Source organism: Paenibacillus sp. FSL P4-0113 (assembly GCF_038009305.1).
In the GTDB taxonomy this organism is placed as follows: Bacteria; Bacillota; Bacilli; order Paenibacillales; family Paenibacillaceae; genus Paenibacillus; species Paenibacillus polymyxa_D.
Genome location: NZ_JBBPAZ010000001.1, coordinates 2,746,322 through 2,761,080, shown reverse-complemented (window position 1 = coordinate 2,761,080; position 14,759 = coordinate 2,746,322). Strand labels below are relative to the sequence as shown.

General features: G+C 41.0%; 13 protein-coding genes. 10 read left to right on the top strand and 3 right to left on the bottom strand.

What is annotated here, in order from left to right; all coding sequences use genetic code 11:
* Positions 1-696 precede the first annotated feature (696 nt).
* Positions 697-1,329, top strand: a complete 633-nt coding sequence (locus MKX46_RS11810; protein ID WP_340933276.1) for a GNAT family N-acetyltransferase — start codon at positions 697-699, stop codon at positions 1,327-1,329.
* A gap of 25 nt (positions 1,330-1,354) precedes the next feature.
* Here MKX46_RS11810 and MKX46_RS11805 read toward each other — a convergent pair whose 3' ends face one another.
* Positions 1,355-2,164: a MerR family transcriptional regulator gene (locus tag MKX46_RS11805; protein ID WP_340933274.1), complete on the bottom strand. Its 810-nt coding sequence runs from the start codon at positions 2,162-2,164 to the stop codon at positions 1,355-1,357.
* A gap of 252 nt (positions 2,165-2,416) precedes the next feature.
* Between MKX46_RS11805 and MKX46_RS11800 the strand changes: the two genes are divergently transcribed.
* Positions 2,417-2,662, top strand: a complete 246-nt coding sequence (locus MKX46_RS11800) for a hypothetical protein (RefSeq protein WP_341071260.1) — start codon at positions 2,417-2,419, stop codon at positions 2,660-2,662.
* Here the strand turns inward: MKX46_RS11800 and MKX46_RS11795 are convergent.
* The gene (locus MKX46_RS11795) at positions 2,643-3,701 is read right to left on the bottom strand and encodes a LacI family DNA-binding transcriptional regulator (RefSeq protein ID WP_340933270.1); all 1,059 of its coding nucleotides are present in this window, start codon (positions 3,699-3,701) and stop codon (positions 2,643-2,645) included. The genes MKX46_RS11800 and MKX46_RS11795 overlap by 20 nt on opposite strands.
* A 387-nt stretch (positions 3,702-4,088) precedes the next feature.
* Between MKX46_RS11795 and leuB the strand changes: the two genes are divergently transcribed.
* The 6 genes from leuB (at position 4,089) to MKX46_RS11765 (ending at position 10,626) form a co-directional block, all read left to right on the top strand.
* Complete coding sequence (gene leuB / locus MKX46_RS11790) at positions 4,089-5,189, top strand: 3-isopropylmalate dehydrogenase (protein ID WP_340933268.1); 1,101 nt, start codon at positions 4,089-4,091, stop codon at positions 5,187-5,189.
* Between the two features lies 1 nt (position 5,190).
* On the top strand, positions 5,191-6,333 hold the full coding sequence (locus MKX46_RS11785; RefSeq protein WP_341071259.1) for an aconitase family protein: 1,143 nt from the start codon (positions 5,191-5,193) through the stop codon (positions 6,331-6,333).
* Between the two features lie 10 nt (positions 6,334-6,343).
* Complete coding sequence (locus MKX46_RS11780; protein WP_340933264.1) at positions 6,344-6,853, top strand: LeuD/DmdB family oxidoreductase small subunit; 510 nt, start codon at positions 6,344-6,346, stop codon at positions 6,851-6,853.
* Between the two features lie 6 nt (positions 6,854-6,859).
* Positions 6,860-8,122, top strand: coding sequence for an aconitase/3-isopropylmalate dehydratase large subunit family protein (locus tag MKX46_RS11775; protein ID WP_340933262.1), 1,263 nt, complete (start codon positions 6,860-6,862; stop codon positions 8,120-8,122).
* A 23-nt stretch (positions 8,123-8,145) separates the two neighbouring features.
* The gene (locus MKX46_RS11770) at positions 8,146-9,492 is read left to right on the top strand and encodes a 2-hydroxycarboxylate transporter family protein (RefSeq protein ID WP_340933261.1); all 1,347 of its coding nucleotides are present in this window, start codon (positions 8,146-8,148) and stop codon (positions 9,490-9,492) included.
* Between the two features lie 144 nt (positions 9,493-9,636).
* The gene (locus tag MKX46_RS11765) at positions 9,637-10,626 is read left to right on the top strand and encodes a D-isomer specific 2-hydroxyacid dehydrogenase family protein (RefSeq protein WP_340933259.1); all 990 of its coding nucleotides are present in this window, start codon (positions 9,637-9,639) and stop codon (positions 10,624-10,626) included.
* Between the two features lie 525 nt (positions 10,627-11,151).
* Here MKX46_RS11765 and bglS read toward each other — a convergent pair.
* On the bottom strand, positions 11,152-11,865 hold the full coding sequence (gene bglS, locus MKX46_RS11760; RefSeq protein ID WP_029519363.1) for a beta-glucanase: 714 nt from the start codon (positions 11,863-11,865) through the stop codon (positions 11,152-11,154).
* 385 nt (positions 11,866-12,250) lie between these two features.
* Between bglS and MKX46_RS11755 the strand changes: the two genes are divergently transcribed.
* Both MKX46_RS11755 and MKX46_RS11750 read left to right on the top strand, forming a co-directional pair.
* Positions 12,251-13,597 carry a cellulase family glycosylhydrolase gene (locus tag MKX46_RS11755; RefSeq protein ID WP_069011603.1) on the top strand — a complete coding sequence of 449 codons (1,347 nt, stop codon included), beginning with the start codon at positions 12,251-12,253 and terminating at the stop codon, positions 13,595-13,597.
* 178 nt (positions 13,598-13,775) lie between these two features.
* Entirely contained in the window at positions 13,776-14,753 is a 978-nt protein-coding gene (locus MKX46_RS11750; RefSeq protein WP_069011602.1) for a LacI family DNA-binding transcriptional regulator, read from the top strand.
* Positions 14,754-14,759: the final 6 nt, after the last annotated feature.

The following is a 14,759-nucleotide window of genomic DNA, read 5'->3' as shown; positions in this document are numbered from 1 at the left end:
AACAGAAAACTTAGTTTACCTTTGGGATACTAAGAATCAAACCATTTAAACAGAGATAATTCCACCATAAAATCCGAATACACGAAAAACGAAAAGAAGTAATTGCCGATCGTTGCAGACGAGTTTAATCTTTTGACTATGACACCAGAAGAACAACAAAAGGCACACGAAGACTACAGGAAGAAATACAGATATCTGAAATAAGAGGTTTAGGAAGCGGAGCTTCTCCGCATTCCATAGAAGGCTTTAGAAGAAGCTTTAACTGACATCGTTAGCTACGGAGTTATTTTCAAAAGGCAAATTCAATTGGAATGTAAATACGTTATGACTATTGAAGAGTTGAATATATTCTTGACTGAATTGTATTCAATTATTGATATTCGGATATTTATTGTTTCACCTGAAATTGCCGGATTCCTTATAATAGAGTCCGGCAATTTCAGGTTCTTCCCAATTTAACATGACTATTAGCCGTCTATCCTTGTAAGTGAGCCCTGGAGGGAGAGATGAAGGATGACGGATATATGGGATTTACATCTTTATTATACTAACGGCGGCTTTCCTGAAATAAGGAGAGCTTTTTTATTCAATAAACGGCTAGTTGAAAATAGCATTACAATAAATACTTGACTCTCCCCATTAGGGGAGACACTAAACTCAATTTGTAAGCTAATCAATTAAAAGGAGGAAGTCAAAATGAACTTAGATATTAGAGACATTAGAAAAGAGGATATAGAACGTATTAAAGCGATTATTGCAGATACCTGGAACGCAAAGGATTTTATAGAGGATGACGGCATAATAAATGCAGCAGTTACAATGAAGTTCATAAGTCCAATATTAAATAAAAGTACTTTTGGAAGAGTAGCTACATTAGATGGAGAAGTTATTGGTGTAATTTTTGGTTCAAGAGTTGGTGAAATAACATCTTATAGATTGCTACAAGAAGATTATACAAGTGAATTGCTACAACTCTTAAATCTAAATGACATAGAACGAAAAGTATTTGTTGAACTCACCTCTATGACTAATGAGGCATACAGCAAGTTAATTAGAGGAAAAGAAGATGAGTTTCAGGGTTGCTTAGAATTCTTTGCTGTTTCTGAAGAAGCTAGAGGAAAAAAAGTAGGGAAAAAATTATTTAATGAGCTCATCTCTTACTTAAGAAATACAAAAGCAAATAAAATTTATGTGTATACAGATACAATGAGTAACTATGGATTCTATGACCATAATGGATTTGTTCGTCTTGATGAAGAAGTAACTGTATTTAATCTACCTAACGGTAAACTCGAAAATACAAATTTTATTTATGAATACAAACTTTAAGCAGCTAAAAGTCAGCCTACCTTATTTATGGGGTGGGCTTTAGACTTATTTGAAATTGGGAGAAGTGATTATATTGATTAAAAACATCTGTCACTAAATAAAACAAATAAACCTTATTACACGTCAAACTGTTTTTCTCCAAATATTCTTTTACCAATTGAAATATTTCAATCTCAGTATCTCCCGTACAATTAACAGTTAAATATTCTCCTTTTGGTAATTCAGATATATTAAAGGTATCTTTAAGCAATCTATAATCATCTGATGTTATTAGACGAAATACATCACTGATTTTCCAATTATCATACTGACATGAATAAATTAATCCACACTGAAACGTATGAGTTGCGAATTCGCCTAATTTTTCATCTAATTTATCGAATGACTTTATCTCATTAAGTTCTCCACCTGATGTAGGTAAACTTAAAAAGTATCTGTCTTCAAATGTCTGAATATTAAATCCATTGTTCATAAGTTCATCTTCAGATGAATGGATAGCTGCCTTTAAAATTTCTATTTGTTTATTAAGTTTCTCTAATTTCTTTATTTCTTTATGAATTTCTTCATTTTTCTGTTCTAAGTAAAGTTTAAGGTAATTAGTATCGGCTTTAGCAAATAAGGCTTTAATTTCTTTAACACTTACATTACTTTGCTTACAAATTTTTATAATATCCAGATAGATAAATTGATTAACTGTATAATAGCGATAACCGTTATCGGGATTAGTGTATGCAGGTATTAATAAACCAATATTATGATAATAACGTAAGGTTTTTATCGTAACATTTTTTAATCTGGAAACTTCCCCAATTGAAAAATACCTTTTATTATCCATAAATTCCTCCAATAATTCTTATGTGTGAAAGTTGTTCTGCTGATACATCAATTCCTACCCTCCTAATAAATCACAAGTTGTGCTCTTATTCAACTAACGGGGCGTTAGAAGAATTAAACGATTACTACCGGATTACGCAACTGGAAGATCGAGTGCTTTAGTGTGGAACAATCTCTTTTCTAATGCCATAAAGTTAGCGAGCCAAGCGTTAAGGTGACTGTTAGACTGAAAATAGAAGAAGGATTTGCAGTAGTGAAGGTTTCGGATACTGGCTGTGGTATCAATCTGGAAGTGAAGCGAGTGGTAGATATTGTGGACTGTGAAATCTCTGTTGAAAGCAAAGCGGGCAAGGGGAGTACCATGAAAGATGTTCACGAAAAAGTGCCTGCTCCATCTATTTTAAAGAGGCAGGCACTTCATTTCCATGAGAGTAAAGCGAAGATTGCAAAAATCCAGGAACGGGCATATGATCAACCTTTTATATCCGCGGAAAGTTAAGGACATCATCCGGCGGTAACGGAAATGACGCTCGAATATAAGTTGTTGGAGCTATTTTTTGATGAACGGGCAACATCCGTTCATGTAGGTTCTTCTTGGATAACGATTTATAAAGTATAGATATAGCTGCTGCGGCTATTTTCTCGGATGGTATATCGATGGCCGTAATGGGCGGTGTAGAATATTGGGTAGCATCCGGTCCGGTCATCCCGATCGATATAATAGCAACTTCCTCAGGGATTCTAATATTCAAACGGTTAAATTCATGGGTCATTCCCAGAACAATGGTATCCGATTCACAGAATATAGTTTTAGGCCTATCCGTCATTTGGAGATATCTCCCGGCCGCTGCAACTCCACCGGCAAGCGTATTTGGTGCCATCATAATATGTGGTTGATCAACCGAAATATGCTGCTTCCTACACTCTTCAAGAAACGCGTTGATACGCTGGTTGGAAGCAACATAAGGACTTTCCACTGCAACCACTCCGATTTGTTGTACCGACTGTTTAGTAAGCAAAGAAACTGCCTCTATTGCAACTTCGCCGGAGTCAACATAAACTGTGGAGAATTTTTTGGATTGGCGATTAATCAAAACGATTGGCATGCGGGGCGACAATGACTCCAAATACGCAAGATCCGCCTCGGAAGTAGCACCTATAATAATTCCATTATACGTATTGTTCATGATCTCTTTAGCGTCTTTTGCGATTTGATCATTCGTATAAATACGTATAACAAGCTCGAAATCAAATTGTTTTTTTTCTATTTCGGATTGAATCCCCGCCAACAGTGCCGTGAGCATGTTCGTCCGGGCATCTAATGTCCAATATAAGGCAATGATCGGCTTGGCCCGATCTAAATTGCGTAAACGTCTTGCACTAACATTCGGCTGATAACCTAATTCATCTATGGCTTTCATGACTTTATTGTAGGTTTTCAAGGGAATATTCCGTTCCTTGGTTTTGCCGTTAATGACAATGGAAACCGTCGAAACGGATACCTCAGCCAATTTAGCAACATCCTTCAGTGTAACCATCTAAAGGTCTCCAATCTAATAAATAATTGGTCATACTTTCCTTAAATATAATCATAATCTAATTTTCAGTAAATGTGAACAATTGTGAAAAGTAGAACATAACCTTGATTTGCTCATTTTATTGATATAAAATGAGTCTGTCAATAAGTACAACGTTATACTAAAACGTTGTACTAAAACTCAATTCTAAAATTCGGCCGAATCCTTAGAAAGGAGAATAGTGAATACCTTGTGTGTATTGAATAGTGATTCATGGTGATTTTTTAGTACAACGTTGTACTAATCGTAATTATTTATATGCTTCAACAAATCCAAGGAATATAACGGTGATTGCTTTGGAGGATTAAAAGTATTATTCCGTAATATCAAAAAGAGAAGATGAGGTAGATGGCATACAATATCTCGGTTATTTATGGAGATGGTATCGGTCAAGAAATCGTTGATCAAGCGATCAAAGTGATGAATGAAGTCGGCAACGTATTTCATCATACGTTTCATTTTGAAAGATGTGAAGCTGGAACCGAGGCCGTTCAAAAGTACGGCGAACCCCTTCCTGATAAGAGCCTAAGACAATGTCAAGAAAGCGACGCGATATTATTAGGCAGCCTTTGGCTAGACCACTATCCGGAATTACCGCAAGAGAAGCGTCCTAGCTATGTTCTTTCTCTACTTAGGAAAAAGCTACAGCTTACAATAAATATTAGACCCATCTCCGTGTATAAATCATTGGCGGATTTGAGCCCTCTGAAGAACGGTATCATTGGCGAGGGGTTTAATATTCTTATGCTTCGTGATCTGGCTGGGGGCATGCTCATGTCCAAAAGATACCGGGGAATCGGGGATCATGGCAAAGAAGCATTCGATACAGAGTACTATAATGAAGAAATTATCAAAGCGAATGCATGCGCCGCGTTTGAAATTGCTCGTGGGCGCAGCAAGAAGGTCACAAGTTTGGATAAGGCGGTCATCTTGGAGAGTTCGAAATTGTGGCGTGAGGTTGTACAGGAGGTTAGCGCAGATTATCGGGATGTCAGTCTGGTGAATCAGTATATTGATGATGCCGCTGCGCAGGTCATTACCAATCCTCATAACTATGACGTCATTCTAACGTCTGGTATGTTCGGAGATATCCTTTCGGATGAAATATCGGCATTGGCAGGAACACCGAATGTACTTCCGTCAGCAGAGCTCAATCACCAAGGCAAAGGTTTGTTTACACCTAACCAAATACACAATAAGGATTATTCCATTATAGGCGGAGATATCGCCAATCCGATCGGTTCTATTTTATCTGGCGCGATGATGTTGCGGTTTGCTTTCGGTTTGGAAAAAGAGAGCCAGACCATTGAGAAAGCAGTTAGACAGGTATTAAATGAAAAATACGCAACAAAGGACATCTGCTTACCAGGAAGTAAACGGATTGGGACAAGCGAAATGGGGTCTATCATATCCGAAAAGATAAGGGAAATAGGGAAGGAGCTGGTTTGATATGACGATGATCGAATCTATTTTGAACGAAAAGTCCGGAGCAACCACAGTAATTGAACCGAACTATATTGTTTTAAGTGACAGTTTACCATTAGAAATTGTAAATGAATTAGAAAATATAAAGCGGCTTGAGGCACCTGAGCGGGTGATCGTAATGCTCTATTTCGATACTCCCGCTGGGAATTTCATATCGGCTGAAATACAGAAGAAACTCATCCAGTTTGCTCGCAAGCACGAACTGGAATTTGTCCAATCCCAAGGTATCGGATATCACATTCTGCTGGATCAATATGTAAATCCTGGTGACATCATTGTTTCGCCAGGCAAACACAACAGCATTTTCGGTGTAGAGCAGGCTCTTGGTTTACATGTGAATCCATCCGAATTGCTTCAAGTGTGTGCCAGCGGCAAGATGAGTCTAGTGGTTCCGGAAACCGTGTACATTGAACTTAAGGGTCAACTCAAACCAGAAGCGTCCATTAAAGATTTCCTAATCTCTTTTTTAGCATCAGAAGAGCTTAAATACGCCGGCAAAGCTATCGAATTTTATGGCAAGGGCTTAAATTCCTTATCCCCGAAAGAAACAACAGATCTTTGCCAATTGGCTTCGAGAAGCGGTGCTGTAACAGCTTTTCTTCAAACAGATTATCAAGGACCGGGCCAAGAAAGCTATGATCTAGGAGATGTGCAGCCGATGGTTGCTCTGCCGGGGGCGATCCATCAATCGCAACCTACGGCTGAATTGAAAGGCACTCCACTGTCGGCTTGTTTCATCGGCGGATGCACAGGAGGCAGTATTGAGGATTTGAGAACAGCCGCAGCGATTCTGAAAGGAAAACGGATTCCAATTAATATGCGGTTATCGATTGGACCACAAACTAATGAAGTTTACAAGCAGGCTATTTCCGAAGGGTTGATTCAAACTTTTATCGATAGCGGTGCGCAAATCTTGAGCACAGGCTGCGCCAGCTGTGTGACAACCTCAAAAGGTGTTATCGCTGAAGGCGAAACGATGCTATCTGCTAGTTGCTGGAATTACAAGGGATGCAACGGCTCAAAGGACTCGCTGGTTTACCTGGCTTCCGCAGAGTCCGTTGCCAACTCCGCGTTGAAGGGCTGTATTACATTAAATTCGAAGGGATGAGAAGTCTTTTATGGAAAAGAAATTTAGTGGTAAGATATGGAAACTACCGGACGATGTCGATACAGATACTATTATTGCAGGTCGGCACGGAGTTATCCTCGATAAAAAGGAAATGGGTTCGCACTGCCTTGAAACACTTCGCTCCGAATTTGCATCTCAGGTACAACCAGGAGACATTATTGTAGCTGGTAAAAATTTTGGCTGCGGATCATCACGGGAAATGGCCGCCGAAGCGATTAATGTACATGGTGTTTACTGCATCATCGCTAAATCCTTTGCCCGCATTTTCTTTAGGAATGCGATCAATAACGGAATGCTGCTGATTGAAAATGCAGAAATACCTGAGCACTGCGAAGAAGGGGACATCCTGACTGTCGAAGTGAACCAGTCAGTTACAGTCAACGGCAAGAGCTTCAGCATTCCCAAGGTGCCCGAGAACTTGTTTGAAATTATTCAAGATGGCGGACTAATCCCCAACATCATTAAACGAATGGAAAAAGCTGAAGTAGAAGGGAGATAACAAGCAATGGGATATACACTGGCTGAAAAACTATTAATGAAAAATACGGGAGAACAAAGTCTGGCCCCAGGCGATATTGTAATCGCTCGGCCTGATCGATATATGATCCATGATATTTATACTTCGTTCCTAAAGCGCGCTTTAAAGGATATGCATGTGACCCAAGCGATCTATCCGGATCGCGGAGTAATTATCTTTGACCATCTGATGCCGACCAACCAAGCTGATACCGATCCTGCTCATTTTGTGGATGGACTTGAGTTGGCCGAAAAATTCCAAATTAAAAACGTTCATAAGGGCGAGGGAATCTGCCATTCTCTGATGCATGAGCTGAGATACGCAAGACCAGGTGAAATCGTCGTAGCGACAGATAGCCACACAACGACCTATGGCGGGGCGGGCTGTTTCTGTACTGGCATTGGACATACCGAAATGGCAGCAGTTATGGCAACGGGCGAGATTTGGCTCAAAGTTCCCTCGGCCATCAAGATTGTGCTTGAAGGTGAATTTCAAGAGGGTGTCGGAGCAAAGGATATTATCCTAAGAATCCTTGGTGACATCAAATCGGACGGCGGACAGTACAAGTCGATGGAATTCACAGGAGCTGCCGTGCGCAGCATGAGTATGCAGTCACGATTCACCATAGCCAACATGGCTTTGGAAGCCGGTGCAAAGGTAGGATTATTCGAAGCAGATGAAAAAACAGCCGAGTATTATGACATGGACTATAATGATATTTCCTGGCTGAAAGTGGACGAAGACGCCGAGTATGAACAAGTTCTTCGTTACGATGTCAGCAAGCTCGAGCCCCAATTGTCATGTCCGCAAGGGGTTGATAATGTCCATCCTATATCCGAAATTGAAGGAACGAAACTGAATCAGGTTTATATCGGTTCTTGCACCAACGGTAGCATTGAAGATATGGAGACGGCAGCGAAAATTCTTGAAGGTAAAAAAATAGCTCCTTTCCTGAAAATGATCGTGATCCCGGCAACCACCAACGTTTACAAAGAAGCGATGGAACGCGGTTTTATTCAAACCTTCATCGATGCTGGTGCCAGTGTCTCGCACCCTTGCTGCGGATTATGCTGCGGTCAACCATATGGTTTAATGAGTGACGACGAGGTGGTACTTGGCACTAACAATCGCAACTTTATCGGTAGAATGGGAACCAAGAAGTCGCTGATTTATTTGTCTTCCCCGGCAGTGGCCGCGGCATCCGCGTTAATGGGGGTCATCACTCATCCAGCTAAACAATTTGCGCTATAACAATAATCAGATGGGAGTTTACTATGGATAAGCAAATTGGGTTTACCGCTATGCCGCCGAAGTCGAATTTCATAACTCAATTAAAAAGAATAAAGATTTCAGGGTTGCCGTTAAAGTACTATATTCCCTTTTCTATTATCATTTTGCTTGCGGTCTATACGGGGAATTTGAATAAAGATATTATCGGTTCGATTGCATTTCTCTTGATGGCTGGTGGTTTGTTCTCATATGTTGGAGGCATCATCCCCATTTTTGGAAGTTGGATGGGAGGGGCAATCCTCCTGCCGTTATTCGCTGGCTCCGCACTCGTGTATTTTGGCCTGATCCCGGATTACGTGCAGACGAATATTTCTGGTTTGATTGGATCGGGCTTTGTCAACTTATTTTTGTCGGCAATCATCATCGGTTCGATCCTCAGTATGGATCGGAAGGTACTCGTCTCCATCTCATTACGGCTATTACCATGCATTATTGGTGCTCTGGCCTTTGTGTTCATCTTCTTATTTCTAGGATCGCTCCTAACAGGTTCAACGCTGCTGGAGGGTCTATTCATGATCGGTTTGCCGAATTATACCGGAGGCTCTTCTGGTGCAATCGCTGTTGTTCCGTCCATTTACAGCCCAATTTTTCACAAGCCGGCAGGAACTTTTTCTGGGCAATTCCTTGTATACATGAACATTTCGAACCTGATTTGCGTCATTTTCGCCGGCTTGCTGCATAAACTTGGGAAGCGCTATCCTTCGCTAACAGGTAATGGCGAATTACTGAAGAATGTGCACAAAAATGCAGACCAACCCGTTGAAGAAAAAGCTAAAGTCTCGAGTGATTTGAAAAAAGATATTACGAAGTTAGGTACAGGCTTGTTTGTTTCGGTTGTTTTTATAATTGCCGGTAACATTTTGCAGACTCTCATACCACAGCTTAACTTTATAGCCTGGGCTGTAATTTTAGTCATTATCGTGAAAGCAACTGGATTCTTGGATGATAGCTTGTGCCAATCTAGTGACTACTGGCAAGGGTTTATGGTTCGAAACTTTTTACCGTTCCTGATCACGGGGATTGGGATTGCATCGCTTGATTTGAGCCAAGTGTCCTCCTATTTTACAGTATCAAATTTTACCATTATCATCTTTGGGGTTATCGGCTCTGTCGTAGGTTCATTAATTGTCGGCAAGCTTATGAAATTCCATCCTATAGATTCGATGATCGCCGTAGGTCTTAATTTAGGAAATCTGGGAGGAACCGGTGCTATCGGGGTATTGTCAACTTCGGAGCGGATGGGGATGATGCCATTTGCAACTATCGCCAACCGGATCGGCGGAGCCATAATGGTTATTGTTATCAGCTTGCTGTTGCCATACTTTTTATAATCCACCACTTTAAAATGTTTCCACTATTCGGCTGACGTTGGACGATATACGGACAGTATAATGTGAAAATGTTCACATTATACTGTCCGGTAACGTATTTCCATTTTCCATGATGAGGCCAATCACCGAAAGGAGTTTTCAACCTTGAATAAAATCGTAGTTTATCAAACGCGTCCTGACGAAGCGGCATACTTCGAAAAATTTGGGAAGAAGTTTGATTTGGATATCAAATATGTGACTCAAGAGTTAAATGCCGAGACCGCAATTCAAGCGCAAGACGCTGAGGCTGTAACGATACAAGGGAGCAATAAAGCGGACCGAGCAACTTTGCAAGCTTTAAGTAAGGTTGGGGTCAAGTATCTCGCATTAAGAAGCGCTGGATACAATTATGTAGATAGAGCTGCGGCTAAAGAGTATGGCATTCGCTTTTCCAATGTTACCTACTCGCCCAATAGTGTCGCGGATTTTACCACGATGTTAATTCTAATGTGTGAACGCAAAGCACAACAGATTTTAGCACGAGGCACCGTACAGGATTACACTTTGGCAGGTATTCAAGGAAGAGAAATCAGAAACTTAACTGTGGGGATTATAGGTACCGGTCAAATTGGAGCTACTGTTGCCAGAAATCTTTCCGGATTCGGATGTAACCTTATAGGTTACGATATTTACGAAAATGATAATCTAAGAAATTTGATAGAGTATGTTTCGCTGGAAAAGCTATTCTCCACTAGTGATGTGATTACCCTGCATGCACCATTATTCGATAGCAACACCCATATGATCAATCGGGAAAGCATCGCTAAAATGAAGGATGGCGTCTGCATCGTGAATTGTGGGCGGGGACCATTAATCGATACCGAAGCGCTGATTTATGGGATTGAGACGGGAAAAGTAGGGGCTGCAGGACTAGATGTGATTGAAGATGAACTGGGCATCTTTCATGAGGATCACCGTTTGAATGTCCTGAATAATCACCAACTGGCCATCTTAAAGGCATTGCCCAATGTCATTATAACGCCACATACCGCATTTTATACGGATCAAGCAGTGAGTGATATGGTAGAAATTGCGCTAAAATCGCTCATATCTTTTATGAATAATGGAACTAGTCGGTGGGAAATACAATCATAGATCAAAAAATATCCTTTGTGATAATTGAATCGCAAGGAGAATGTATAGATAGAACAACAGTTCAACGGCAACAACATCATTAATGTTCCTGTTTTATTTGAGATTTTCCTTAGTTACTAACTATAATGTAACTGAAAAATGACTGTAAATCCCTTTGAAACATTGTTATTACTGGATTTTGCAGGAACCAACTTAACATTAAAGTTGGTTCCTGAGTTATAAACCGATTGGTGTTTGTGTTCAAAGACATTAATGATGGTAACACACTAAATATTATAGTTAGCAACCGTAATTATTTTCTAGTAAGTATTTAACAAAGGCCCGATGAGCAAGTATCATCGGGCTTTTTTATTAAATTCAAGAGGCGACAGCTTTGGCTCAATCAGAGTGAGTATAGTTACATGAACCCTTTCCTGTATTGGTATCTTTAAAGTAATTGAAGCAGGAAAATGCTAACCACCCGTAAACATATGGGTTAAACTGGGGATTTATTAAATACCTGAAGGGCTGCTTTTGTACTACGGCCTAATTGCTCGTGTATTTTACCCAATCATATTCAGCGTATAGCGGATTCGCTCCATTATACGAACCTAGCCAGTCGTCAACACCAGTGCCATTCCATAAATTCATCATAATCTTGCCTGGCGTGCTTGGTATGTTCGTAGTTGCCGTATGCTTTAGAACCCCGTCAACATACCACTTAATGTATCCTGGTTGCCAATCGAATGCATAGGTGTGAAAGCCTCTTGATGCATCAAAGCCCAGATCAACAACCTTCTCGTGACCACCGACACCGTTTGTATAATAGTTGAATTGCACTTTTGTCGTGTCTTTGCCTAAAAATTCAATATCTATTTCATCCCATTGCGTGCCATCAGTAGGCCCCGTATACGTAAAAAAGGAAGATACGATCCCTGTATTTTTAGCAGGCTTCATACTGACCTCGTATAAGCCGTATCTGTAAGTGTTCGTCGATCGATACTCTCCGCAGTCAAACTTATTGTACGCAGAACTCGTTAAGCCAAGCTTCATTTTGCCATCGTTCGTAAAATTAACATTATTGGCACGCCAAGTGCAATTAAACATGTTCCCATTGGAATATCCGTCTGCCTTTTGCCATGCCCCCGAATTGAAACCATTAAGTGGTTCCCAAAAAACATTCCCCGCATAAACGCTTACCGAAAAAAACAGAGAGACAATGCCCGTGACCATTAAAGTGAACCAAGATTTCTTCTTCATTTTACACCTCCATAAAAGATTGACCAAACATGAAAGAAATGGATGACGATGATACATTATTTCAAGTATTGACCATCTTACCGAAAAAATAAAGCGCTTTCAAATTTGGTATCTTCATTGTAGTTTGAAATGGAGTCGTCCACAATAGCAAACTTAACACTTGAGGCATAATTTAAAAAAAACTAAATTTTATCAAGTTGTGGTTTAAAAATGTAAGTACTACAATTATATACAAGAAATGAAAATCAGGATTAAAATATTCTATTAAGGGGGGAAATGACGATTTTGAAATGGGATAGACTCAGGAAGCGGAGCCACTACATGTTTATACCATTTTATTCTCTTGGTATAATAGTCAATTAATTTTTGAAGAGGAGGCCTTTCTTTGAAAAAATTAGGTATGGTATGTAAAATAGCTCTGATACTTGTATTCTTATTGCCTTTAACACCGGTCTTTGGCCAACATATAGATGCATGGTCAGGTATGCCTATGGGAAAGCTCCATGTCAGGGGCAATCAATTGGTGAACAGCAGCGGAAAACCTGTTGTTTTAAGTGGCTGGCATCAGCCGTCGGGGGCATACTGGACCTATCAAAATAGTAATTATTATCTCAATTTAAATGGTAACAATCGTCATGCAGCAATTTTGGCTTATTTGAAGGATATCACTGACACCTTTGCAGACACCAGACCGAAGTATGGAAGCAACCACGGCTGGTATATGAATCAGGTCCGATTGTTTATTGACCGCCAGGATATGGGAGATGTGGCCGCAGGGTCATACAATTTCTCAGGTTTACAAGCAGCTACACAAAATGTGATTATTCCATACATCAATTATGCGAAAACAAAGGGCATTTATGTTACCCTTGGTCTTGATTTCACTTTGGCTAACGACCAGGCTACAACACAATCCAATCTGGACAAATTCAATCAAATATGGGGGTATCTTGCCTCGCAGCCGGCTATTAATAGCGCGGATAACGTCATGTTTGAACTGATCAACGAGCCTATTAAGTCATATGCGAATGGGCATTGGGGAGGCTATCCTGGCGAAAATGATTTTGTTGACCATTGGAATGATCTGAGAAGATTCCAAAACTCTATCATTTCCACGATTCGAAGTAAAGGAGCGGATAATGTCATCTGGGCTGCAGGACTTGGATACAACCAATTTTACAGCCCGGCGGCAAAACACCCGCTGATAGATCCATTGAACAACTACGGCTATGCTGTCCACTGGTATCCGGGCTACGGAGCGCATGATAACAAGGACAAGCTAAAATCACAATGGGATTCCAACATTAAGGCGGCAGCTCAAGCCTATCCAATAAATATCACAGAATTTACCTGGTTCAAAACACAGCCCGGCGATTCGGAGTACTGGAATTTGTTTAACGGCTCTAATAATGGATTTGGGCAAAACACGAAGTCCATTTTTACAGCAGCCGGTAATGTCAGCATGACCGCACACATGAATGGCTTTCTGCTGGAAGCTGGAGCAAGGAGTTCATTTGCGGACCCAACAGCCGGGTTAAAGTGGGATGGCGATAACCGACGTCAGGCGATGGCCCGCTTCTTGTTTGACTGGTACTATGAGCGTGCACGGACCTATCCGAGAGCACTACTCCAGAACAGTGAATCAGCAACGGATAATCTGCCTGCGGATGCACCGACTGATGTGCTTACAGATACATACATTAATGCACCGACGGACGCACAATCAGAATGATGTTAATACTTTCAGCTACCGACAGCCTTTCCAATTGGATAGGCTGTCGTATTATCTTATAGAAATGACTAGTGTAAGATTGACGGCCATTATGAGGCCTTCCGTTATGTAAAGTTGTTGAAATGATGGGGAGAGAGTATAGTTTGTATGTATTTATTTTGTACGGGAAGAGGTTCATATGGCGACAATTCATGATGTAGCATTAAAAGCGGGCGTGTCGGTCACTACCGTATCCCGTGTAATGAATAACCGGGGATATATCAGCGAAACTACACGCAAAAAAGTGTTCGACGCAATGGAGGAACTTAATTATCAACCAAATGAAATAGCACGATCTCTGCTACGTAAGCAGTCCAATATTATTGGCCTTATTATTCCCAATGTCTCGCATCCTTTCTTCAGTGAGCTTGCCAATCAGGTTGAGTATTACGCCTATCAGCATGGCTGCAAGGTCCTGCTGTGCAATTCACATATGGATCCCGTGAAAGAGAAAGTGTATATTGATATGTTGAAGCGGAACCGGGTGGATGGCATCATTATGGGTAGCCATACATTAGAAGTAGAAGAGTACCGACATTTGAATTCACCGATCGTGACGTTTGATAGGCAGATTGACCCGTATATTCCTTACATATCCTCGGATAATTATCGCGGAGGCGAGCTGGCTACGGAGCTGCTCATTCGCAAAGGCTGCCGGAAAATTGCCCATATCTGCGGAAATCTGGAGCTGAACATGCTGTCCAATGAGCGGACCAAAGCATTCCGGGATGTGGTGGGTAAGCATAATGTCCAGCATGTGATTGTTCAAACGGACTTGAATGTGTTCGACCAGAAGGAGTACGAGCGGATCATTTCAAAACTCGTTTATGAACATCCAGATGTGGATGGGGTGTTCGCAACAAGTGATATTATTGCTGCTTTTGCGCTGAAAGAATATATTCGCGCTGGAAGGCATGTGCCAGAGAATGTGCGTATTGTAGGCTTCGATGATGTAAGCGTTGCTTCCTGGCTGACGCCAGAACTTACATCGGTAAGACAGCCGATTGCAGAGATCGGCAGGCTGGCGGTCGAGCTGATCCGCAGGCAGGCGGAGGGGGAGCAGGTACAACCTGTCAATCTGTTGCCTGTTGAACTAATTGAGCGTGCAACGACCTGAATGAAA

Excerpts from the sequence above, each read along its gene's own strand:
- MKX46_RS11805 (WP_340933274.1), bottom strand. The coding sequence starts at position 2,164 with ATGGATAATAAAAGGTATTTTTCAATTGGGGAAGTTTCCAGATTAAAA.
- MKX46_RS11810 (WP_340933276.1), top strand. The coding sequence starts at position 697 with ATGAACTTAGATATTAGAGACATTAGAAAAGAGGATATAGAACGTATT.
- MKX46_RS11775 (WP_340933262.1), top strand. The coding sequence starts at position 6,860 with ATGGGATATACACTGGCTGAAAAACTATTAATGAAAAATACGGGAGAA.
- leuB (WP_340933268.1), top strand. The coding sequence starts at position 4,089 with ATGGCATACAATATCTCGGTTATTTATGGAGATGGTATCGGTCAAGAA.
- MKX46_RS11780 (WP_340933264.1), top strand. The coding sequence starts at position 6,344 with ATGGAAAAGAAATTTAGTGGTAAGATATGGAAACTACCGGACGATGTC.
- MKX46_RS11770 (WP_340933261.1), top strand. The coding sequence starts at position 8,146 with ATGGATAAGCAAATTGGGTTTACCGCTATGCCGCCGAAGTCGAATTTC.
- bglS (WP_029519363.1), bottom strand. The coding sequence starts at position 11,865 with ATGAAGAAGAAATCTTGGTTCACTTTAATGGTCACGGGCATTGTCTCT.
- MKX46_RS11795 (WP_340933270.1), bottom strand. The coding sequence starts at position 3,701 with ATGGTTACACTGAAGGATGTTGCTAAATTGGCTGAGGTATCCGTTTCG.
- MKX46_RS11750 (WP_069011602.1), top strand. The coding sequence starts at position 13,776 with ATGGCGACAATTCATGATGTAGCATTAAAAGCGGGCGTGTCGGTCACT.
- MKX46_RS11785 (WP_341071259.1), top strand. The coding sequence starts at position 5,191 with ATGACGATGATCGAATCTATTTTGAACGAAAAGTCCGGAGCAACCACA.